This window comes from Arthrobacter sp. AOP36-A1-22 (assembly GCF_052377615.1).
Classification (GTDB): Bacteria; Actinomycetota; Actinomycetes; order Actinomycetales; family Micrococcaceae; genus Arthrobacter_H.
The window spans coordinates 115,634-134,945 of record NZ_JBQSWX010000004.1 but is presented as its reverse complement, the minus strand read 5'-3'; the positions used below and the strand labels follow the sequence as shown (position 1 = coordinate 134,945).

Here is a 19,312-nt window from a genome sequence, read left to right as displayed (position 1 = left end):
ACCCAGATCGCCAGTCAACACGCTTCCACGGGTCCCTAAACCTCTACTCTAGGGCGACGTAAGATACCTGAGCGGGCCCGCAGCGGAGTCGACACCCAGCAGCACCAGCATGCCGATCGATAACGGCCCGCAGGAAGGCCCCTCCACCAAGCTGAGCAGGTTCAGCAGGATGATCCCCAGGAACAACAGCAACCCACCCGGGCGGAGGGCCGATGCCGTGTGCCGCCGGAAGCGGCTTCCGCCCCGTTCCTTTCGCGAGAAGAGGACCGGCACGGCACTGGAGGCTGTCGTCAGCAGCAGGACCACACCCACCGAGGCAATCCCACCGAGCCAGTTGTAGAACCGGGCAGCCCGATCCCACGGCTGGATCATGGCGACGGCCACAAGGATTGCCACCACGAACGAAGCAGCTGGCGGGTACGGGTTGTTGGTACGGCAGGTCTGGGCAGATGGTATGCCATAAGATCCACTGTCCACGCAGGGAAGAGAACCGGTATCTACACTGTATTGAGGTTCCACACCACCTACCCGGATCGGCAGTGCCCGAAAGCCGCACTCGCCAGTAGCCAACCATGTGTTCGTCGTGCCTTGGCATGGGAATGCGCGTCCGTCTATGCTGGCTCCGCCTCCAAAAACTTCTTGTACGCAATCTCCAGGAGGTCCGAACGCGGCCGTTCGCTCCTTTTCGCGGGGAGTTTCATGAGCTTCGAACCGTGCAGTTCCTTTAGCCCATGCTGCAACATGGGCCCGTCGATCTCCTCAAGAAGGTCTCGTCGAATATGGATACGATGATCTGGACTGACTCCGAGAATCGATGAATCGAATGCGGCGTGATGAATCTTGCACAGCGCCATTCCGTTAACTACAGAAGCGATCCCAAGTTCGTCTGCATCGGGAACCACGTGTGCGGCATCGAGAAGGACCCGGTGGCCCAAGTTGCACACAGCACAGTGTGTTTCGTACGCCCGAAGAACGGTAGCCCTGAATACCGGCTGATGAAGCCGAACGCGAGTCTCACGGGACAGGTAGCGCTTGACCGTTTCCTGAATTTCCGTCTCCTTACCTGTCTCTCGAGGCAGGAAAGCTTCATCATCAACGGGCGCAATCACGAAGCGCCTAAATTTGGGCTCTTCCGCGATCAGATAGACCGGACACACTACTTGGAACGTCGCTGGCCCCATACCAACTCCGATAAACCATATAATTGGAACCTGGTTCTCCATGGCGCTTCGGAGAGCACGGTTATCATGATGATTGGGGTCGTCGCCTCGCCATGCATAACGAATAAGGTTGTCATTCCCAATCGTGTCTTCATACGGACGTTTCTGTTTCGGGCCACGGAAAACAGTCACAATTGATAAAGCCGCTTCAAAACCCCGAGGTTTCCAAATTCCAGTCTGCGTAGGCTGCAGCCGAAATGGCTCCCCCTCGAAATGAAAATCTAAAATCTCGTCTCGATCCAACGGAGTGGCGCCATCATCGCTCCTGAACTTCAGCCACTGAATTGCCTCTCTCCGAATCGCGCCTTCTTTGTTCATGATCCCCCTGCCGACGTTCATTTGCGTAGAGTCACTCTGCCGCGGCTAAGAGCTTTCCCTAATCTGCTGGAAATCAAGGACTCAGTCGTTCCAGCACTTACTCCAAGTATGTAAAACCACTATCCAAAATACTCAGGAACGAAAGTTTGACTCATTTCCCGTCTGCCATCGCAGGCAACAAATATTCGGATGAGCGTCACTGCCTACTCACCTTCTTGACGGCGAGATCCTTCACTCTTAGAACGAATTCTGAGCTGTCAGCGTCCCATCCTCCAAGTAATCCTGAGAGTGGACAAGCACCTATACGGGAAGCACCTATACACGAATATTTACGACTCTTCGTCGTCATCCTCGTTCTCTCCAGACTCAAGAATTTCAGCTACAAAAGTATTCTGCGGTCGGTTCTTTCCGATTTGAAGAGTCCGGGATTCTCGTACCCGCCGTAAGAACTCCCCCATCAAGTAGTTCCTAGTTCTGTTGTCTTTGTAAACGTAACGCTGCTCATTCCGTTTCCTAAGGAACTGCAAAATCTTATCTTCGTCTTCCCGTGAGAGCACCTGTGACCTGTATGCCATCATCATGAGCACAAAAATGAAGTCACTAACCATCCAGCGGTCCCCGTGGGTCTCAATAAGGCTCGGCAATCTTTCTGTCCATCCCGATGCTTGGACCCAAGCCGCAAATATTGCTGCCATCGGCGGGCCGTAGGGGCTCCGTCCAAAAACAGGATTGCTCGGCAACTCATCGAATGAAACTAGCAGCTTGTTCGACGCTAGAGCCGACGAAATCCCAGTCATTACAGAAAAAGCGGGGAGCAGTAGAGCCATCTGCGCAGCTATGGCTTCTTCTTCATCCTCAGGAACATCGCCATTTTCAACCATGGCATTCACAATTCGACGAATAGGACCGGCAAACACTTCCTCCTTCTCCCAAAGCTCCACCAGATATCCCCACGCGCACAGCACGTCAGCGAAAGCCTGGTTCTTGAGTTGCGCATCAGAGACTTCATCCGAATCCCTCAAAACTCTCGAAACTAGATCAACAGTCCACGAAAGCTTCTCGGCTGGTTCAAACTCCGAAGTGTCAACCAACGGAAATGGTATGCGGTCATGATCATCAGAGATGTCGTAGTCGTCATCATGAGAAATACCCTCAGCGTCCCCGTGCGCGTCGTGCGCGTCTTCCGGAAGATCCTCAGCTTCATCGAAACCAAGTCCTGTTGTGAGCGACTCTGGAGCAGCTCTTCTTTCAGAGACGCGAAACGCTCGACCTTCCGGAACATCAGAAATGACGTACGGTTGTACTATTTCCCGCATTCGCTGCACTACGGGCGCGCTGTTCCGTACCAATGCAGCGTAGTGACCGATAATCGGCGCGAAGAAGATCGGGTCCGCCAACAACTCTTCTAGGAAAATGGGATCACGCATTGCTGCTTTCGCAGCGAATAGGTGCAAATAACTCGACTGTTGGAATTGGACTTTTTCAGCATTGACCGGACGTAAGATTCTGATACTGCAAAAGTTCTTGTAGACCTCGACTGGGCTATTTTTCCACTGGACAGCATCAAAATATTCACCAATCAAACTGACAATTTTTTGTTCTGACATCGCGCCTTGCCGCTCACGGACAAACGACTTCGCCAGTTCCGCCAATACTGATTCTCGATTCTTAATATCGAGAGCGACGCGTGCATCCACCACGGGCCCGTTGCGCCCCAACAGGAGGTGAATGTAGTCATCAAGCACAGCCGTCTCAGAGTTATGTGAACGGTCGGTCCGTGATTGCACCATCAGGGATATCAAAAGCGACACAGTGAATGGATTGCGCGGGAGATGTTCGCGTCTAAGCACATCGACAACTTCCGCGGAAATTTCGTCGCGTCTGGCAGGCGAAATCAGCTGTACCAATGCTTTGATATCAGATCGACTCAGCTTGCCCAGAAATATCTTCTCGACAGACTTGAAGCTGTCAGGCAAATCATTCTCGAGGCGATCTTCCATTCCTTGACGGCACCCCAAAACGATAAACGGTGCCTCCAAGGCAGCCAAGTCATTCAAGGCCTTCCCATACGTGTCTCTGCCGACGTCAGTAATATTGTCCACGGCCAAGACACACGAAGGGAGATCTGCTTTCTTAGAGTCTATTAACCGTTGATTTCTTGCCTCGATGTTCATCAAAGACGAGAGTGGTCTTTTTGCGGTGGTAGAGGCTTTCTGCATATCCACATACATCGGCGGTAACTCGAAGTGACCCGTCGAAGCTTCTGAGATAAGCCACCTAAGGGCAGTCGAAAGCCCAGAGTGTTCTTCTCCTGCAACGATCAGTACTTTTGGCGAATTGCAAAGCTCATTCGCACTCAACCTCTTTGGCCTAGCTGCCCCCTTTGCCGCACGCAAGGAAGCAAACTGATCATGCGAGTACGGCAATAGAACGGGTGGAACTGTCAATTGGGCCAACTCTAGATCGTCGACATCATCGAACTCGGCACCAATAACGATTTGTTCACGAACCTGCTCTGTAATCGCTAGTCGTGCGTATGCGAGCTTGTCCCATTTTTGCGGAACTACAGCTGCCGTATTTTCACTTGGGCTGAGACTATTCAAGAACGCAGGAAGCTTGGAATGATCGTCACCATAAGGAATCACACGAATGTCGTGGCCAGCATGAGCACGAGTCAGTTCAAGTGCTTCCGCATCTTTGCAAAGCCGAAAGTGATCACTCTGGGAAGCCGGAAACATGCTTGCGTGCCACTCGATCAGTTTCGAGAAATTCGGGTCGCTCAATCCTCCACCGTAACCAATATAGACGAAGGACTTCGACGCATAGTGGGTATGCTGCACAAATTGGGCTGCTTTATTTCCGATGATATTCGCATAGTCCGACTCAGTAAGAACTACGGAATCTGGTTTGGTATAAATTCCATGCAGGTGGCCAACTTTCTTACTTGCTCCTCGAAAGACCGCTCTCATGGATTCAACTTCGGTCCAGTCCGTTGAGTCCCGCCCGCTGGCATCTTCAAGCAACGTGTCATAGTTGGTCGTCAGAGTAGGACAACCAAGTCGAAAAATACTCTCCGCTAAGGACTCATCGGATACCGTCAACGAGCCGACGGTATCTCGCAACCAGTCAGAGTACAATTGACTAGAGAATCCCTTCAGTTTCCCGCCGACAGCGGAAGCAACCGAAATCAATTCGCCTGGGTCCCCACTCTGGCACGCCAATTCGAGCCCACCTCTCTGATGGATAGACCAATCAGTAAGACCTTCGAGGTTGCTCTCCGCGCGTTCAATTCCGTTCTTTATGAGTCCTACCCAATCAGACGCCGGATGGCCTCCCGTCAAAGCCTTGCTAGCACCAGCGCCGACGATGACTACAGCAGATCCGTCGTTTATGACCGACCGCAGTCTTTCCAAATATTGATTCATTTCTCCCCACTTCCGAAAACAATCGCGACAATTCCCGGCTGTGGGGATGCCAATACTAGAAAACACTCTAATCGTTCAGATTTGCGCATAATACAATCGCTCAATAGTGATTTTCTACACTAGCCTGAATGCAACTGCCTCCTGCTCTTTGGCAACTAACAACTCGACACGAACGTCACCGCCAATTACGGGACTACGATCCCAAACGGCGAATTCCTGAATAAGGCCGTCCATCCATGGGCCGTGACGCGTCTTGTCTAGCTTGGCCTCGCTGGTGGCCGGTCAACCGCGCCGAGTCGGCGCACCGCTGCCAGCACCAGGGCCGCCCCCGAGAGGATGACCACCGCGAAGACGAGACAGGCCATGAGCCAGGATCCGGCGTCGTACAAGAAACCTGCCGCGAGTGAACCCACCATGGCCCCGGCCAAGGTGCTGGCCTCGTAGAGGCTCAGCCCGCGTCCCAGGTGGCGGGAGCCGACCGATTCGGCGATGACCGCCTGCTGGATGGGCATGATGGCCGCCCAGGCTGCCCCAGAGAGCACCCACAGGCCCGCGATCACCAAGGGATTGGGCGCAAAGCCGAGGCCCGCGGCGAAGAGTGCACTGGCCCGTGAACCCAGGATCAGGATCTTTCGACGCCCGAATCTGACGACGGCGCGGTGCAGATGCGGCGGCAGAATACTCATCGCGATTGCACCGGGCAAGAAGATCAGGGCGATTTGAAAGGGCGCCAGATCGAAGTGGCGCTGCAGCTGCAAGATCATCAGCAAGCTGATGGCGGCCTCCGCGGCCTCGACGATGACCACTGCCAGCAGCATCGGGCGTAGCTTGCGGCCCACCCCACCCAAATTCAGGGAGGTCAGCGCCGTTGCGGAGGCCTCGCCGGTCTCTTCTCCCCCGCTGGCGGCAGGACCATCGGACACCGCTGGTAGGTCCCGCCCGCATGGTGCCGTAGCCAGCACCACTGCGGCAGCGAAGGAACACAGGGCCAAGGCGAAGAACACCGAAACATAGCTGGTCGCCGAGAGCAGCACGACCGCCGGAACGAAGACGACCCAGCTGCCGTATTCCTCGGCCGAAAGCAGCTTCGCGAAGACCCCCGAGTCCACCTCCAGCCGTTCGCCCACGATGGCGCGGACCGCCACCCACAGGAAGGCCCCTCCCAGCCCGGACACCGCTGCTGCCGTCACGGCCAGAGGCAACCCCGAGGCCAGCCCGAACAGGCCGCAGCCCAGCCCCATGGTCGCTGCCCCCGCCGCCGCGATTCCCGACCGTCCGCCGCGGTCGACCATGGCCCCGGCGAATGGCCGGGCCAGCAGGGAAACCATCACGTCCACGGCGAGCAGGACCCCGGTCTGGGAGGCCGAGAGACCTAGGACTGCCCCGGCGAACAGCGGCAGGACGAAGTCGATGAACGTTCCGGTGCCGCTGGTGAGCGTGGCACTGGTGAGGACCCGGCGTTCGCGGCGCAACACCGAGGGCGTTCCCGGGCGATCCGCGCCATCGAGACGTGCCATCACTGCCCTCCCCCGGCTCCAACTCCGGCCGCGACCCGGCCCCTTGGGTAGAAGCGTACTCACAGACCCAAATTGACGGTCCCACCCCTTAGAATCACGTTATGGGTGCAACGCAAGGGGGCGCCATTTCCAAGGGGGAAACATGGAAGACAACGCACAGCTACCACCCGAAGCCCACGCTCCTGGTGCTCTTCCGCCCAAGCAACACCGGATGACGAAGGCCCGTCTCGCGACTCTCGGCATCGGGGCCGGCGCTGGTCTGGTCATCGGTGGGCTCATCGGCGGCTTCATCGGGGCCGCTCCGGTAGGCGATCTGGAACAACAGGTGTCCACCCAGCAGGCCTCCATGGAGACCCTCACGGCGCAAAATGAAACATTGGAAGCCGGTGCCGAGGGGTACGCGGCAGCCATCAAGGAGCAGGAGGATCTGGCGACAGCGGCCTCCGTCAACGCGGAAACGACGATAGCGGACTTCAAGGACAGCCAGAAGTCCTCCCAAGCGAAGCTGAAGGATCGCGAGAGCGCTGTCTCTGCCGCCGAAAAGCAGCTTGCCAAGGACCAGAAGAAGTTTGACGGGGCCGTCGCGGACCGCGAGAAGAACACCTTCGGTCCCGGCCTGTATGAAGTCGGTGTCGACGTGAAGGCCGGCAAATACAAGACCTCCGGACCGGATGGAACCAATCCCGTTGGCTGCTACTACGCGTGGATGTCTTCCTCCGAAGCGGATGCGGACATCGTGGATAACAACATCGTGAGCGGCCAGGCGGTCGTCACGCTGCGAAATGGTCAGTTCTTCGAAATCGATTCCTGTGCGGACTTCGTGAAGCAGTAAACGTGCCCCCTTCAGATTACCTGCCCGTGTTTCTGCACAAATACCTAGCGGTGTTTGTGCTTTGTACCTCGAAAATACCTAGGTTTCGATGCTGTGCCTCCTCACACGTCGTTGAACGAGGATGATCACCCCTAGTTCTGCTCCCCCTAAACCGGACCCACAGGACATTGCAATTATTGGGGTGTTTCGCCATCATTTCCGCGCATTTGATTGTGAAAACAACGAACGGCAGGCTGAGCAACACACACAAATACGTGGACTCGCTTTCGCGAAGTTCAAATTACCTTCCAGGGATTGTCCAAGAAAATGTTGCCAATAGGCTTGGGCAAAGTTTGCGCGCTTCACGATAGTTCGCACCCTTGGAAGCCTTTACTACCGTAGAACCTTGGTCGGCCCCGCAGACTACTAAGGGGAGGGTTGCTCATCACACTTCACCCATACTGCCGCAGAGCTACCTTATGAAGCCTTAGTCAGGATCACGAAGCTAAAACGGCCTACGGTGGATACGTGACACCCGACCCGCTTGAGGCCCCAGACACCGCGACTGCCACCGGCCCTTCACTCACCGACCGCCGGGCGCGACTGGCGGTTTCGCTGCTCTTTTTGACCAACGGCGCCCTGTTCGCCAACCTGCTGCCGCGCTACCCGGCGATCAAGGACGGACTCGGGCTCTCCAACGGGGAATTCGGGGCTGCCGTCGCGGCCTTCCCGCTCGGGGCCCTCATCGCCGGTCTGGCCGCGGCCACCCTGATCCGTCGCTTCCGCTCCTCACGGGTCGCCGTGGCAGGGACCATCCTCACCGGCACCGGCATCCTGCTGGCCGGACTGGCCCCGAGCTGGGCGTTGCTTGCCGGGGCGCTGTTCATCGCCGGTGCCGCCGATGCGATCACCGATGTCGCCCAGAACTCCCACGGACTGCGCGTCCAACGCCGCTACGGCCGCTCGATCCTGAACTCCTTCCACGCCGCCTGGAGCGTGGGCGCCGTCCTGGGCGGGCTGATGGGGGCCGCGGCCTCCGGAGCCGACATCCCACGCGGAATCCATCTGGGGGTCTCGCTCATCCTCTTCAGCACCCTCGCCCTGTACTGCCGCCGCACGCTTCTTCCCGGTCCCGAACCGACCGGGATGGACACCGCGGAGCAGCACGACGGCGGCATCCCCCGGGCCCGCATCTCCCGCCTGGCCACCTACGGGATCCTCGCCGCACTGGTCCTGGTCGCCACGGGCGGCTCGATCATCGAGGATGCCGGCAACTCCTGGGCGGCCATCTACCTGCACGATTCACTCGGCGCCGTTGCGCCGGTCACCGCGCTGGGTTTCGTGGCCCTCATCGGCTGCCAACTGGTGGGTCGGCTCATCGGTGACCAGCTCTTCGATGCCTTCGGCCAACGACTCGTGGCCCGTGCCGGGGGCGTCATCGTCGTGGTGGGCATGGGGTTGGCGCTGGCTTTCCCGACCATCCCGGGGACCATCATCGGTTTCGGGCTTTCCGGCTTCGGCATGGCCACGCTGATCCCGGCGGCCATGCACGCCGCCGACGAGCTCCCCGGCCTGCGCCATGGCACGGGGTTGACCATCCTGGGCTGGCTGATGCGCGTGGGGTTCCTGTTCTCCCCACCGATCGTCGGGTTTGTTGCCGACCGCACCACCCTGGCCACCGGGCTGCTCATCGTGCCATTGGCCGGACTGCTGGTCATCGTCTGTGCCGGGGTCCTGCCCCGCAAGATCCGGGTCTGACCCCCGTCACCTGTTGAGGGAGTACCGTGGCCGGAACAGGACATCAGGACCGGAACGGAGGCAGGACCATGGACACCGGATTGCTCTGCACACTGCTATCGACCGCCATCCTCATCGGAACCTTCAGCGCCGTGGGCGTGATTTGGAAAAACGGCAAGAAGACCGGGCAGATCCGACACATCTTGCGGGACTAGGCGGAAGTTTCGGGCTTGCGGGTCAAAACAACAGGTTTGGGGACCCGAACTTTTGTTTTCTGGGTGCTTGATCGTAAAGTACAGATATGCACATCCCTCACTTTCCCTGGCCAAAAAACGCTAGGCGGCGCCCCGTTGCCGCTGCTGCCCTGCTGGCTGCGGCCCTGGGCCTGACGAGCTGCAGCGCAGCAGCCTCGTCCACCGGTACCGACGACGACTCCGACCTGCCCGTGGTCCTGACGACCTTCACCGTCCTGTCGGATCTGGCCACCAATGTCGCCGGCGAGCACCTGCAGGTGGAGTCGATCACCAAGCCGGGTGCGGAGATCCACGGCTACGAGCCGACCCCCGGGGACATCAAGAAGGCCTCGAAGGCCGATCTGATCGTGGATAACGGGATGAACCTCGAAGCGTGGTTCGAGAAGTTCGTGGACCACCTGGACGTCCCCCACATCGTGGCCAGCGAAGGCGTGGACGTCATCGACATCAGCGAGGACGAGCAGGCCGGATTGCCCAACCCACACGCCTGGATGAGCCCGGACAACGCCAAGCTCTACGTCGACAACATGGCGAAGGCCTTCGGTGAACTCGCCCCCGAGCATGCCGAGGATTTCCTGGCCAACGCCGCGGAATACAAGAAGGAGATCCAGCAGGTCGGTGACGATCTGGAAGCCGATCTGTCCACGTTGCCGAAGAACGAACGGGCGCTGGTCACCTGCGAAGGCGCCTTCTCCTATCTGGCCCGCGACGCCGGACTGACCGAGCAGTACATCTGGGCGGTCAACGCCGAGCAGCAGGCCCGGCCCAGCCAGATCGCCGCGGCCATCGAATTCGTGAAGGACCAGCAGGTCCCCGCGGTGTTCTGCGAATCCACGGTCTCCGATGCCCCGATGCAGCAGATCGTCGAGGCCACCGACGCTGACTTCGGCGGAACCCTGTACGTCGACTCGCTCTCCACCGCCGACGGACCGGTCCCGACCTATCTGGATCTGCTGCGCCATGACTCGGAGACCATTTCCGACGCGTTGACCGGAGCCAACTCATGACCGCCGCGATCGACGTGCGCGAGGCCACCGTCCACTACGGCGATGTCCTGGCCCTGGACCACGCCAGCGTGAGCTTGCAGCCCGGCCGCATCTGCGGACTGGTCGGCATGAACGGCTCGGGCAAGTCCACGCTGTTCAAGACGATCATGGGTTCGGTGACCCCGGACCAGGGAACCGTGAAGATCAACGGCGGGGCCCCGGCCGCCGCCCGCAAGGCGGGCACCATCGGTTATGTCCCGCAGAGCGAGGAGGTCGACTGGGCCTTCCCGGTGTCCGTCCGCGATGTGGTGATGATGGGCCGCTACGCGCAGATGGGCTTCACCCGCCGGCCACGCCCGGCCGACCGTGCCGCGGTGGCGGATGCCCTGGAACGGGTGGAACTGACCGAATTCGCCGACCGGCAGATCGGCCAACTCTCCGGAGGACAGAAGAAGCGGGCCTTCGTGGCCCGAGGGATCGCCCAGGGTGCCACCATCCTGTTGTTGGACGAGCCGTTCGCCGGCGTCGATAAGCGCACCGAGGCGACCATCACCGGACTGTTGCGCGGGCTCGCCGCCGACGGCGCCACCATCCTGGTCTCCACCCACGACCTCCACGCCCTGCCGGCCCTGGCCGACGAGGCCGTGCTGCTGATGCGCAAGGTGTTGATGCACGCCTCCCCCGACGAAGTCCTCCAACCCGAGAACCTGGCCCGCGCCTTCGGCCTGGACGTCATGGACCGGGAGGTGCTGGCATGAACCTCATCGAGCTCTTCGCCGAACCACTCAGCTACGACTTCATGGTCCGTGCCCTGGCCACCACCATCATCGCCTCGGTCGTCTGCGCCGTGCTCTCCTGCTGGCTGGTGCTGGTGGGCTGGTCCCTGATGGGCGATGCCGTGTCCCATGCGGTGCTTCCCGGGGTCGTGCTGGCCTACGTCGTCGGGGCGCCCTTCGCTCTGGGGGCCATCGTCTTCGGGTTCCTGGCCGTCGCCCTGATCGGGGTGGTGCGTGACACCAGCCGGGTCAAGGAGGATGCCGCGATCGGGATCGTGTTCACCACGCTCTTCGCGCTGGGTCTGGCACTGATTTCCGTCACCCCCTCCCAGACCGACCTGAACCACATCATCTTCGGCAACCTGCTCGGGGTCTCCCGGGCGGAGCTGTGGCAGGTGGGCATCCTGGGGGCCATCACCCTGGCGGTCCTGCTGCTCAAGCGCCGCGATTTCACCCTCTACGCCTTCGATCCCACTCACGCCCAGGCGATCGGGCTGAACCCGCGGCTGCTCGGAGCGGGTCTGTTGGGTCTGCTCGCGTTGACCTGCGTCGTGGCGCTGCAGGCCGTCGGCGTGGTGCTGGTGGTGGCCATGCTCATCATCCCCGGGGCCACGGCCTACCTGCTCACCGACCGGTTCTCCCGGATGCTGGTGATCGCCCCGATCATCTCGGTGGTCTGCGCCGTGGCCGGGCTGTATGTGAGCTACTACCTCGACACCGCCTCGGGAGCCATGGTGGTCCTGTCCCAGGGCGCCGCCTTCACGGTGGTCTACCTGTTCGGCCCCCGCCACGGACTGCTGGGCAAGCGGTGGGCGGCGCAGCGGCGCAAGCGCCTGCTCACCACCGCAGCCTGAGGGGGAACGGCAAAAAACTGCCCGCCCGGTTGAACCGGGCGGGCAGTTTTTTGCTTCTGTTCTCTAGCGGCCGGCGACCGAGACGAAGAGGGCGTCGCTGGCCGTCTTCCCCAGGCTCAACGGCGGCTGGTCGGAGCCGTCGATCTGCACTTCGAGTGTGCCCGAATACGGTTCGCCGGCGCCCACGGTCAACCGCACACCACAGATGATGTCCCGGTCCCTGAAGTAGCCCAGCAGTTCGCTGTCGGAGTCGGAGATCCGCTCGACCACCACGACGGTTCCGGGTTCGACGCCGGTGAGCTGGACGGCGTCGGGCACCTCCACGGTGCCGTCCGCCGCGGGGATGGGATCCCCGTGCGGGTCGCGCGTGGGGTGCTCCAGGATGGTGTCGATGCGTTCGATCATGAAGTCCGAGACGGCGTGCTCGAGGACTTCGGCCTCGTCGTGGACCTGTTCCCAGCCGTAGCCCAGGATGTCGACCAGGAAGGATTCGATCAGCCGGTGGCGGCGGACCATCGCCACCGCGTGGGTGCGACCGGTTTCGGTGAGTTCAACGGTGCCGTATTTGGCATGGTCCAGGTAGCCCTGCTCGGCGAGTTTGCGCACGGCATCGGAGACCGTGGAGATCCGCAAGCCGGTTTTTTCGGCGATGTCCTTGGTGGTGACCGGTTCGCTGGTCCACTCCGAGAGGCTCCAGACGGCTTTGAGATGGTTTTGGGCGCTGTCCGACAATTCAGTAACCGACATGCAGGCCAGTCTACGCAGCCCGGGCCCCACAAGCCCGTCGGAGGGTCCCGGCCCCACCGGCTAGAAGGCCAGGACCACCCGGGCCACGACATAGGCGGCGACCACGAAGACCAGTGAGGCGAAGCCTCGTTTGAGTACCCGTTCGGGCAGCGAGCGTCCGATGTGCCCGGCGATGTAGGAGGCGACCATGGCGGTTCCGGCGAAGGCCCCGGTCAGCGCCCAGTCCAGGTCCAGGTTCCCGATATGGGAGATGAATCCGCCCAGGGAGTTGACCACCACGATGACCAGCGAGGTCCCCACCGCCGTGGTCATCGGCAGCCCCAGGACCAATGCCAGGGCCGGGACGATGAGGAACCCTCCGCCGACCCCGAGCAGACCGGTCAGGAATCCGACGACGATACCGGTGGCCACCGCCTTGGGTAGGCGGCGACGCCAGATGATGGTTCCGTCGGCGGCATAGTCGTGGCCGGCCCGGGAGCCGACGGGCAGCAGCATCCGGATGCCGGCCAGCACCATGATCGCCGCGAAGACGATCAGCAGCACCTGCTGATCCATCAGCGAGTTCACCGCGGTGCCGGCGAAGGCCGTCGCCCCGCCGGTGACCCCGATGACCAGCGCCAGCCGCCAGTCCACATCGCGTCGTATCCGGGGCAGCACCGCCATGGTCGAGGAGGCCCCCACGACCACCAGCGAGCTGGGGATGGCCGCCGAGAGTGGCATCCCCACCCCATAGACCAGTGCTGGAACCGCCAGGATGGACCCTCCCCCGCCGACGAGCCCCAGCAGCCCGCCGACGATCAGCCCGAAGACCAGTGCGGCACCGATCACCGCCGGCTACCTGGCGTGCTGTTCGGCCCAGGCGGCATAGCTGCCCTCGAGCTCGACGACGTCGTACCCGGCATGACGCAGCGTGCTGGCGACCACCGAACTGCGCACCCCACTCTGGCAGTAGGTGACGATGGTTCCACTGGTGGGCAGCTTCTCCAGGTTCCACAACACCCTCCCGCCGTGGAGTTGTTCCGAGCCGGGGACGTGGCCGTCCTCGTGTTCGGATTTGGCCCGGACGTCCAGCAGCAGCGCCTTGTCGAAATCGGCGATCTCGCCCGGCTGGACCAGTTTCGGCGTATGCCGGGGCAGGCCCTCGATGCTGGTGACGTAACCGGAGACATCGTCGATGCCCACCCGGATCAGGTGGTCCCACATCGTCCGGGCGGCCTCGGGGCCCTCTGCCAGCAGGACCAGCGGGCGGCCGTCGCGTTCGGGGTCGATGGCCCAGGCCCCGTAGGTGGCCATGGATTTGATCGCCGGGATGTTCACCGACCCGGTGACCGTGCCCCGGTGGACCTCGCTCTGGGCCCGGGTGTCCACGAAGGTCACCTCGTGGGCGTCCAGCGAGGCGGCGACCTGGTCCACGTCGAGCTCCTGAAGCGGCTTCCGTTCGCCCAGGACGGCGGGGCCGGCGAGGTTCTGGCGCTTCATGCGCCCGAAGTAGGCCGGGGCGTCGGGCTGGCCCTCGAGCAGTTCGGCGACGAAGCCTTCCTCGTCGTCGGCCTCCAGGTATTTGCCCCACCAGGCGTTGAGCCGTTCATAGCCCACGGTGCTCGAGGGCACGGCACCCAGCGCCTTGCCGCAGGCGCTGCCGGCGCCGTGGGCCGGGTGGACCTGGACATGGTCGGGCAGGGTGAGGAACTTGTCCCGCAGGCTGGCGAACATCTGCTTCGCCCCGATGAAGCGGGTATCCACGCCGCCGGCGGCCTCGTCGAGCAGGTCGGGGCGGCCCAGATCCCCGCAGAAGACGAAGTCACCGGTCAGCGCGTACCCGGGATCCTTCGAGAAGGCCCCGTCGGTGACCAGGAAGGTCAGATGTTCGGGGGTGTGGAGGGCGGTGAGGGTGATGTTGCCCAGGGTGATGGTGCCACCCTCGGTGAGCACGGTGGCCTCGAAGTCATAGAGCCAGTCGGGTCCTCCCTCGCCGGAGACATACATTGTGGCGCCGGTATCGGCCGCCAGTTCGCGGGTGCCCGAGAGGTAGTCGGCGTGCACGTGCGTTTCGGTCACGGCGGTGATCTTCAGTCCGTTCTCCGCGGCGATCCGGTGGTAGACGTCGGTATCGCGGCGGGCGTCGATGACCACTGCTTCCCCGTTGCCCTGGCAGCCGATGACGTAGCTGGCCTGGGCCAGATCGGTGTCGTAGATGCGTTCAAAGAACATGGCGTACTCCTTAGGCGGTCGCTCGTGGGTTCAGGCTCGTCCCTTGAGGATGAGATTCCAATACATGTTGGGCAGTCCGTAGCGTTTGAGGTACCACATGTCCTTGCGTTCATGGGTGGTGTCGATGAACGGGAAGCTTGGTGCCGGGCGCATGCTGTAGTCGAATTCGGCCAGCAGCATCGTGTGGCGTGAGGTGGTCAGCGGGCAGGAGGCGTACCCGCCGTAGCTGGCCGACGGCGTCGCCCCACGCATGACGGCCAACAGGTTCTCCACCACCACGGGGGCCTGTTTGCGGATGGCCGCCCCGGTCTTGGAGTTCGGGCTCGAGCCGGCATCGCCCAGGGCGAAGACCTCCGGGTACCTGGTGTGGCGCAGCGTGTTCTTGTCGATCTCCACGTAGCCGGCGGGGTTCTGGGGGTCGGCCAGGGCATTGTTCTTCAACCAGTCCGGGGCGGACTGCGGCGGGACGGCGTGGAGGAAGTCGTAGCCGAGTTCCTCGTCGGTCCCGGTGGTGTTGTTGCGCACCGAGACGGTTTTGGCCTCCGGGTCGATGGAGGTTGCTTCGCTGCTGAAGCGGACCTCGATGCCGTAGTCGGCGACGACCCGGTCGAGTTCGTCGGAGAATTCCTTGACCCCGAACATGCCCGGGGTGGGCAGGACCAGGACCATGTGGATATCGTCCAGGACCCCCTGTTCACGCCAGTAGTCGGCGGCGAGGTAGGCGATCTTCTGGGGTGCTCCGGCGCATTTGATCGGCCCGGCCGGCATGGTGAACACGGCGGTGCCCGAGCGCAGGGCGCGGATCATGGTCCAGGTCTTGGGTGCCAGGTCGAAACTGTAGTTGCTCGAGGCCGAGGGGGTCTTCAGGGCCTCGGGTAGGCCGGGCAGCTTGTCCCAGTCCAGCTGGATGCCGGGGCAGACCACCAGGTAGTCGTAGCCGACGGTGGTCCCGGAGGCGAGGGTGACGGTCTTCGCCTCGGGGTCGACCCCCGTGGCGGCGTCCTTGATCCAGGCGACCCCCTGGGGCATGACCGAGGCCTGGGACCTCACCGATTCCTTCGCCGGGGCCCGTCCCCCGCCGACCAGGGTCCAGAGCGGTTGGTAGTAGTGCTTGTCGTTCGGTTCGATGACGGCGACGTCGTCCTGGCCGGCATGGCGTAGCCGGGCGGCCACGCTCAGTCCGGCGTTGCCGCCGCCGATGATCAGGATGCGATGGTGCAGGCCCATATGAAACGTCTCCACTTCGTTCGGCGCTGCCCGCCGGAGCTGTGCATGCGGCGGGGAGGTGCCGGATCCCAGCGGGAAGCACCCTACGACCTAATGTACGTACATTTACCGATTCTGGGAAGCCCCCGGATGGTGGCAGTGGTCGGCGCGCCGGGAACCGGCGGGGTCAGCGGGCGGCGGCGGGGGCCGAGGGATAGGAGGTGGTGACGGTGAAACGGTCTCCCCGGATGAGGGTTTCGCGCCATTCCACCGCCTGCTCCCCGGCCAGACCGAGGCGTTCGATGAAGAAGACGGCGGTGCCCTCGGGGCAGGCCAGGCGCCGCGACTGGGCCCCGTCGGAGGCCAGCGCGTGCAGGGTTTCATGTCCGGCGCTGAGGGTGATCGAGCACCGGCGGCGCAGCACCTCATAGAGGGCCGTATGCCTCAGATCGGCCTCCAAGACCGGCGCGGCAAGGTCGGCGGGCAGCCAAGTGTCGTCCACGGCGATGACGTCGCGGTCCGCATAGCGGGTACGGGAGATGAAGACGAGTTCGGCATCGGCCGCCAACCCCAGATGGGCCGCCGCCGTGGCGGAGCGGCGCAGCTCGGCGACCTCGACGACGCTGCGCTGGGTCATCCCGGCGTTCTCGACGGCGGCAAAGAGGCTGTAGACGGGGCCGAACCGTTGTTCGTCCACGACGTTGACCACCGAGGATTGCCTGCCGCGTTGGGCCGAAAGCAGCCCGTCCCGACGCAGCGGGGCCAGGGCGGCCCGGATGGTGGACCGACTGACCTCGTATTCATCGGCCAGGGCCATTTCCCCGGGGAAGCCGTCGACGAACTCCGCGCGGTCGATCCGCTCCTTGAGCCGATCCTGGACCGCTTGCCAGAGGGGGACCTTGCGCCCTGGTTGATCCCGTTGCCCGGTGGCCATCGTCTCCCCGCCTCGCTGTCTATGGTGCCGGCCGGTTGCCGGACGCCCGGACGCCGAGAACTGACGTGCCGGCTCCCGGGACCGATGCTATCGCGGGTCGGGCCCGGGCTGCCTCAGATGCGGACGTAGGCGGCCCCCTCGCCCTGCCGGCGGGCCAGCTGGGCGATGGCTGCCGGCACATCGCGGACCCCGGGGGCCAGCTCCGAGACCTCCACCCCGGCCGAGCGCAGGGAGTTGGCACAGGCACTGATCGCCACCCGTCCCGTGCCGAGCAGCTCCGTGATCCGTGCCGAGTCCTCCGCCGGGGCGGCCAGCCGGGTCACCGACGGACCCTGGACCACGATCTCCACCTCGGTGCCGGGCAATTCGGCCAGCGCGTTGGCGGCGATCCTCAAGGCCGTGGCCAGATCGGGGAACGGCGCCTGCCCCGGTCCGGCCAGGTGCAGCACCAGGGAGTTCATGGTGCCTCCGTTCCCGCGCCGCTGGTGGCCCGTTCGCCCGACTGGCCCGAACCAGCGTCCTGCGAGCCGGCGTCGTGCTCCGCGTCCTGCCCGTTCCCCGGGTCCTCGGCCTTGAGGTGACGGCGGACCGCCAGGATCCACCAGCCCAACAGCACCAGTCCCAACAGTGCCGGCCAGACCCAGCCCGGCAGCGCCTGGTCGACGGAGCCGGCCGCGGCGGAGATCTTGTCCATCACCGAGGCGGAGATCAGTTCATTGGAGGTGACGAGTCCGCCGGTGGCCAACATGACGACCCCGACGGCCACGGTGACCACCCCGGCGATCAACATGTTGGTGTTGAAGCGGAACCTGCCCAGATACACGGTGCGTCCGCGCAGCCAGCCGGCCTTGAACACCCCGGTCCGACGGATGATGCCGGCCACGATCAGCACGGGGATCACCATGCCCAGGGCGTATATGGCCAGCAGCAGTCCTCCCGAGAGGGCACTGCCCTGGGCCAGGACGAGGGTGAGGATCGCTCCCAGGACGGGGCCGGTACAGAATCCGGCCACCCCGGCGGCGGTCCCCAGCAATACGGCCCCACCCAGTGACGGGGTCGCCGGACCCTTGCGCCGGGCCCGGCTGGGCAGCAGCTTGCCGACATCGAATCCCCCGCCCAGGATCTGCACGACCCCCAGGGTGATGATGACCCAGGCGGCCACGACGATCAGGGCCCGGCGATCCACCGCGATGGTGCCCCCGAGCCAGCCGATGCCCAGGCCCAGCGGGACCAGGGTGGCCAGCATGCCGATCAGGAAGGCCAGCCCCAGGGCCGAGAGCCTGCGGGTGGAGGTGGCCGCATGGGCGAAGAACGCCGGAAGCAGCAGGGCGTTGCAGGGGCTGAACAGCCCCAGCACTCCCCCGACGAAGGCAAAGAGCAGTCCGGCCTCCATCTACTTCTCGTCCTTTTCAGCGGCCTTGATTTCCTTGTCGATGGCCTCGATGAAGTTCTCCGTGGGCTGGGCGCCGACGAACGGGGTCTTGTTCAGCAGGAAGGACGGGGTGCTGGTCACGCCCAGCTCCATGGCCTCGTCGATGTTCTGCTGCACCACATCCGGGGCGTGGACCCCGTTCATGTCCTCGATGAGCTGATCGCCGTCCATCCCGAGCTTCTCGGCGGTGGCCTTCAGGTTCTTGTCCTCGAAGGCGGAGGCATCGGCGATCTTGCCGTCCTTGGACATCTCCTCGTGGAATTCGAGGTAGCCGTCCTGCATGGCCGCCGCCTGGGCGGCTTCGGCGGCCTTCAGGGACGCATCGCCGAAGATGTCCAGGTCCCGCCATTCAATGCGCAGCTTTCCCTCGTCGACGTACTTGTCCATCAGGGTCGGCAGGGTGTTGGCCGTCCATTTGGCGCAGAACGGACACTGGAAGTCCGAGTAGGCCACCATGACCACCGGCGCATCCACATCCCCCACGGCGGTGGGATCCTCCGGATCCACGCGGGCCATGTCCGGGACCTCGACGTCCTCGCCCGGGGCCTGCTCCTGCTGGGGTGGTTGCTGCTGTTGCTGTTCCTGCGGTGCGGCGGCCGGGGCCGGTTCGGAAGGGCTTCCGTTGCCGAAGGGCAATTGCATGCCGATCAACAGACCGATGACGAGGGCCACGGGGATCGGAATGATCCACACCCATGGCAGTTTCCTGGCTCCGCCGTTCCGGCGGCCCGGCGTCGCCGGTTCGTCGTGCATTGGTGTTTCAGACATGGGGGTGCTGCTTTCGATCGATTAGCTACTATGTTGCATAGTATCTCTACTATCCTTGATAGTAGATAGAACGGCGACGATCAAGTTTTCCGTTGAAGATCACACACCACCCAGGA

Annotated in this window: 18 protein-coding genes; 6 read left to right on the top strand and 12 right to left on the bottom strand. The window is 62.7% G+C overall.

Translation table 11 applies throughout. The annotated features are described in order from the left end of the window. Nucleotides 1-48: 48 nt before the first annotated feature. The 4 genes from ACT3S2_RS04155 to ACT3S2_RS04140 form a co-directional block, all read right to left on the bottom strand. Nucleotides 49-399: a hypothetical protein gene (locus tag ACT3S2_RS04155; protein ID WP_444561288.1), complete on the bottom strand. Its 351-nt coding sequence runs from the start codon at nt 397-399 to the stop codon at nt 49-51. Between the two features lie 212 nt (nt 400-611). Beyond that, nucleotides 612-1,538 carry an HNH endonuclease gene (locus tag ACT3S2_RS04150; protein WP_444561287.1) on the bottom strand — a complete coding sequence of 309 codons (927 nt, stop codon included), beginning with the start codon at nt 1,536-1,538 and terminating at the stop codon, nt 612-614. Between the two features lie 329 nt (nt 1,539-1,867). Then, on the bottom strand, nt 1,868-4,963 hold the full coding sequence (locus tag ACT3S2_RS04145) for an SIR2 family protein (RefSeq protein WP_444561286.1): 3,096 nt from the start codon (nt 4,961-4,963) through the stop codon (nt 1,868-1,870). A gap of 257 nt (nt 4,964-5,220) precedes the next feature. Continuing rightward, entirely contained in the window at nt 5,221-6,480 is a 1,260-nt protein-coding gene (locus ACT3S2_RS04140; RefSeq protein WP_444561285.1) for an MFS transporter, read from the bottom strand. 211 nt (nt 6,481-6,691) lie between these two features. Between ACT3S2_RS04140 and ACT3S2_RS04135 the strand changes: the two genes are divergently transcribed. The 6 genes from ACT3S2_RS04135 to ACT3S2_RS04110 all read left to right on the top strand — a co-directional run bounded on the left by ACT3S2_RS04135 (nt 6,692) and on the right by ACT3S2_RS04110 (nt 11,898). Then, nucleotides 6,692-7,312, top strand: a complete 621-nt coding sequence (locus ACT3S2_RS04135; RefSeq protein ID WP_444561284.1) for a hypothetical protein — start codon at nt 6,692-6,694, stop codon at nt 7,310-7,312. Nucleotides 7,313-7,819: 507 nt separating this feature from the next. Next, the gene (locus ACT3S2_RS04130) at nt 7,820-9,049 is read left to right on the top strand and encodes an MFS transporter (RefSeq protein ID WP_444555013.1); all 1,230 of its coding nucleotides are present in this window, start codon (nt 7,820-7,822) and stop codon (nt 9,047-9,049) included. A gap of 68 nt (nt 9,050-9,117) precedes the next feature. Then, nucleotides 9,118-9,243: a hypothetical protein gene (locus tag ACT3S2_RS04125; RefSeq protein WP_444555012.1), complete on the top strand. Its 126-nt coding sequence runs from the start codon at nt 9,118-9,120 to the stop codon at nt 9,241-9,243. Nucleotides 9,244-9,329: 86 nt separating this feature from the next. Continuing rightward, on the top strand, nt 9,330-10,289 hold the full coding sequence (locus tag ACT3S2_RS04120; protein ID WP_444561283.1) for a metal ABC transporter substrate-binding protein: 960 nt from the start codon (nt 9,330-9,332) through the stop codon (nt 10,287-10,289). Continuing rightward, nucleotides 10,286-11,026, top strand: coding sequence for a metal ABC transporter ATP-binding protein (locus ACT3S2_RS04115; protein ID WP_444561282.1), 741 nt, complete (start codon nt 10,286-10,288; stop codon nt 11,024-11,026). The genes ACT3S2_RS04120 and ACT3S2_RS04115 overlap by 4 nt, the downstream gene beginning before the upstream one ends. Next, on the top strand, nt 11,023-11,898 hold the full coding sequence (locus ACT3S2_RS04110) for a metal ABC transporter permease (RefSeq protein WP_444555009.1): 876 nt from the start codon (nt 11,023-11,025) through the stop codon (nt 11,896-11,898). The genes ACT3S2_RS04115 and ACT3S2_RS04110 overlap by 4 nt, the downstream gene beginning before the upstream one ends. Before the next feature lie 63 nt (nt 11,899-11,961). On the opposite strand, the gene ACT3S2_RS04105 is transcribed toward ACT3S2_RS04110, so the two are convergent. From ACT3S2_RS04105 to ACT3S2_RS04070, 8 genes are all read right to left on the bottom strand, one after another. Beyond that, the gene (locus ACT3S2_RS04105) at nt 11,962-12,645 is read right to left on the bottom strand and encodes a metal-dependent transcriptional regulator (protein ID WP_444555008.1); all 684 of its coding nucleotides are present in this window, start codon (nt 12,643-12,645) and stop codon (nt 11,962-11,964) included. A gap of 60 nt (nt 12,646-12,705) precedes the next feature. Then, on the bottom strand, nt 12,706-13,473 hold the full coding sequence (locus tag ACT3S2_RS04100) for a sulfite exporter TauE/SafE family protein (protein WP_444561281.1): 768 nt from the start codon (nt 13,471-13,473) through the stop codon (nt 12,706-12,708). 6 nt (nt 13,474-13,479) lie between these two features. Further along, nucleotides 13,480-14,856 carry an MBL fold metallo-hydrolase gene (locus ACT3S2_RS04095; protein ID WP_444561280.1) on the bottom strand — a complete coding sequence of 459 codons (1,377 nt, stop codon included), beginning with the start codon at nt 14,854-14,856 and terminating at the stop codon, nt 13,480-13,482. 30 nt (nt 14,857-14,886) lie between these two features. Beyond that, nucleotides 14,887-16,083 carry an FAD-dependent oxidoreductase gene (locus ACT3S2_RS04090; protein ID WP_444561279.1) on the bottom strand — a complete coding sequence of 399 codons (1,197 nt, stop codon included), beginning with the start codon at nt 16,081-16,083 and terminating at the stop codon, nt 14,887-14,889. 166 nt (nt 16,084-16,249) lie between these two features. Further along, nucleotides 16,250-16,996 (bottom strand): GntR family transcriptional regulator, encoded by a 747-nt coding sequence (locus ACT3S2_RS04085; protein ID WP_444561278.1) that lies wholly within the window; start codon nt 16,994-16,996, stop codon nt 16,250-16,252. Between the two features lie 113 nt (nt 16,997-17,109). Beyond that, a complete protein-coding gene (locus ACT3S2_RS04080; protein ID WP_444555003.1) occupies nt 17,110-17,457 on the bottom strand; it encodes a DsrE family protein in 348 nt (115 codons plus the stop codon). Next, nucleotides 17,454-18,389, bottom strand: a complete 936-nt coding sequence (locus tag ACT3S2_RS04075) for a cytochrome c biogenesis CcdA family protein (RefSeq protein ID WP_444561277.1) — start codon at nt 18,387-18,389, stop codon at nt 17,454-17,456. Before ACT3S2_RS04075 ends, ACT3S2_RS04080 begins: the two co-directional genes overlap by 4 nt. Further along, nucleotides 18,390-19,196 carry a thioredoxin domain-containing protein gene (locus ACT3S2_RS04070; protein ID WP_444555001.1) on the bottom strand — a complete coding sequence of 269 codons (807 nt, stop codon included), beginning with the start codon at nt 19,194-19,196 and terminating at the stop codon, nt 18,390-18,392. Between the last annotated feature and the right edge of the window lie 116 nt (nt 19,197-19,312).

Bases quoted from the DNA above. Each gene is read 5' to 3' on its own strand.
- ACT3S2_RS04150 (WP_444561287.1), bottom strand. From the start codon at position 1,538: ATGAACAAAGAAGGCGCGATTCGGAGAGAGGCAATTCAGTGGCTGAAG.
- ACT3S2_RS04145 (WP_444561286.1), bottom strand. From the start codon at position 4,963: ATGAATCAATATTTGGAAAGACTGCGGTCGGTCATAAACGACGGATCT.
- ACT3S2_RS04140 (WP_444561285.1), bottom strand. From the start codon at position 6,480: ATGGCACGTCTCGATGGCGCGGATCGCCCGGGAACGCCCTCGGTGTTG.
- ACT3S2_RS04135 (WP_444561284.1), top strand. From the start codon at position 6,692: ATGACGAAGGCCCGTCTCGCGACTCTCGGCATCGGGGCCGGCGCTGGT.
- ACT3S2_RS04125 (WP_444555012.1), top strand. From the start codon at position 9,118: ATGGACACCGGATTGCTCTGCACACTGCTATCGACCGCCATCCTCATC.
- ACT3S2_RS04120 (WP_444561283.1), top strand. From the start codon at position 9,330: ATGCACATCCCTCACTTTCCCTGGCCAAAAAACGCTAGGCGGCGCCCC.
- ACT3S2_RS04115 (WP_444561282.1), top strand. From the start codon at position 10,286: ATGACCGCCGCGATCGACGTGCGCGAGGCCACCGTCCACTACGGCGAT.
- ACT3S2_RS04110 (WP_444555009.1), top strand. From the start codon at position 11,023: ATGAACCTCATCGAGCTCTTCGCCGAACCACTCAGCTACGACTTCATG.
- ACT3S2_RS04105 (WP_444555008.1), bottom strand. From the start codon at position 12,645: ATGTCGGTTACTGAATTGTCGGACAGCGCCCAAAACCATCTCAAAGCC.
- ACT3S2_RS04095 (WP_444561280.1), bottom strand. From the start codon at position 14,856: ATGTTCTTTGAACGCATCTACGACACCGATCTGGCCCAGGCCAGCTAC.
- ACT3S2_RS04090 (WP_444561279.1), bottom strand. From the start codon at position 16,083: ATGGGCCTGCACCATCGCATCCTGATCATCGGCGGCGGCAACGCCGGA.
- ACT3S2_RS04085 (WP_444561278.1), bottom strand. From the start codon at position 16,996: ATGGCCACCGGGCAACGGGATCAACCAGGGCGCAAGGTCCCCCTCTGG.
- ACT3S2_RS04080 (WP_444555003.1), bottom strand. From the start codon at position 17,457: ATGAACTCCCTGGTGCTGCACCTGGCCGGACCGGGGCAGGCGCCGTTC.
- ACT3S2_RS04075 (WP_444561277.1), bottom strand. From the start codon at position 18,389: ATGGAGGCCGGACTGCTCTTTGCCTTCGTCGGGGGAGTGCTGGGGCTG.
- ACT3S2_RS04070 (WP_444555001.1), bottom strand. From the start codon at position 19,196: ATGTCTGAAACACCAATGCACGACGAACCGGCGACGCCGGGCCGCCGG.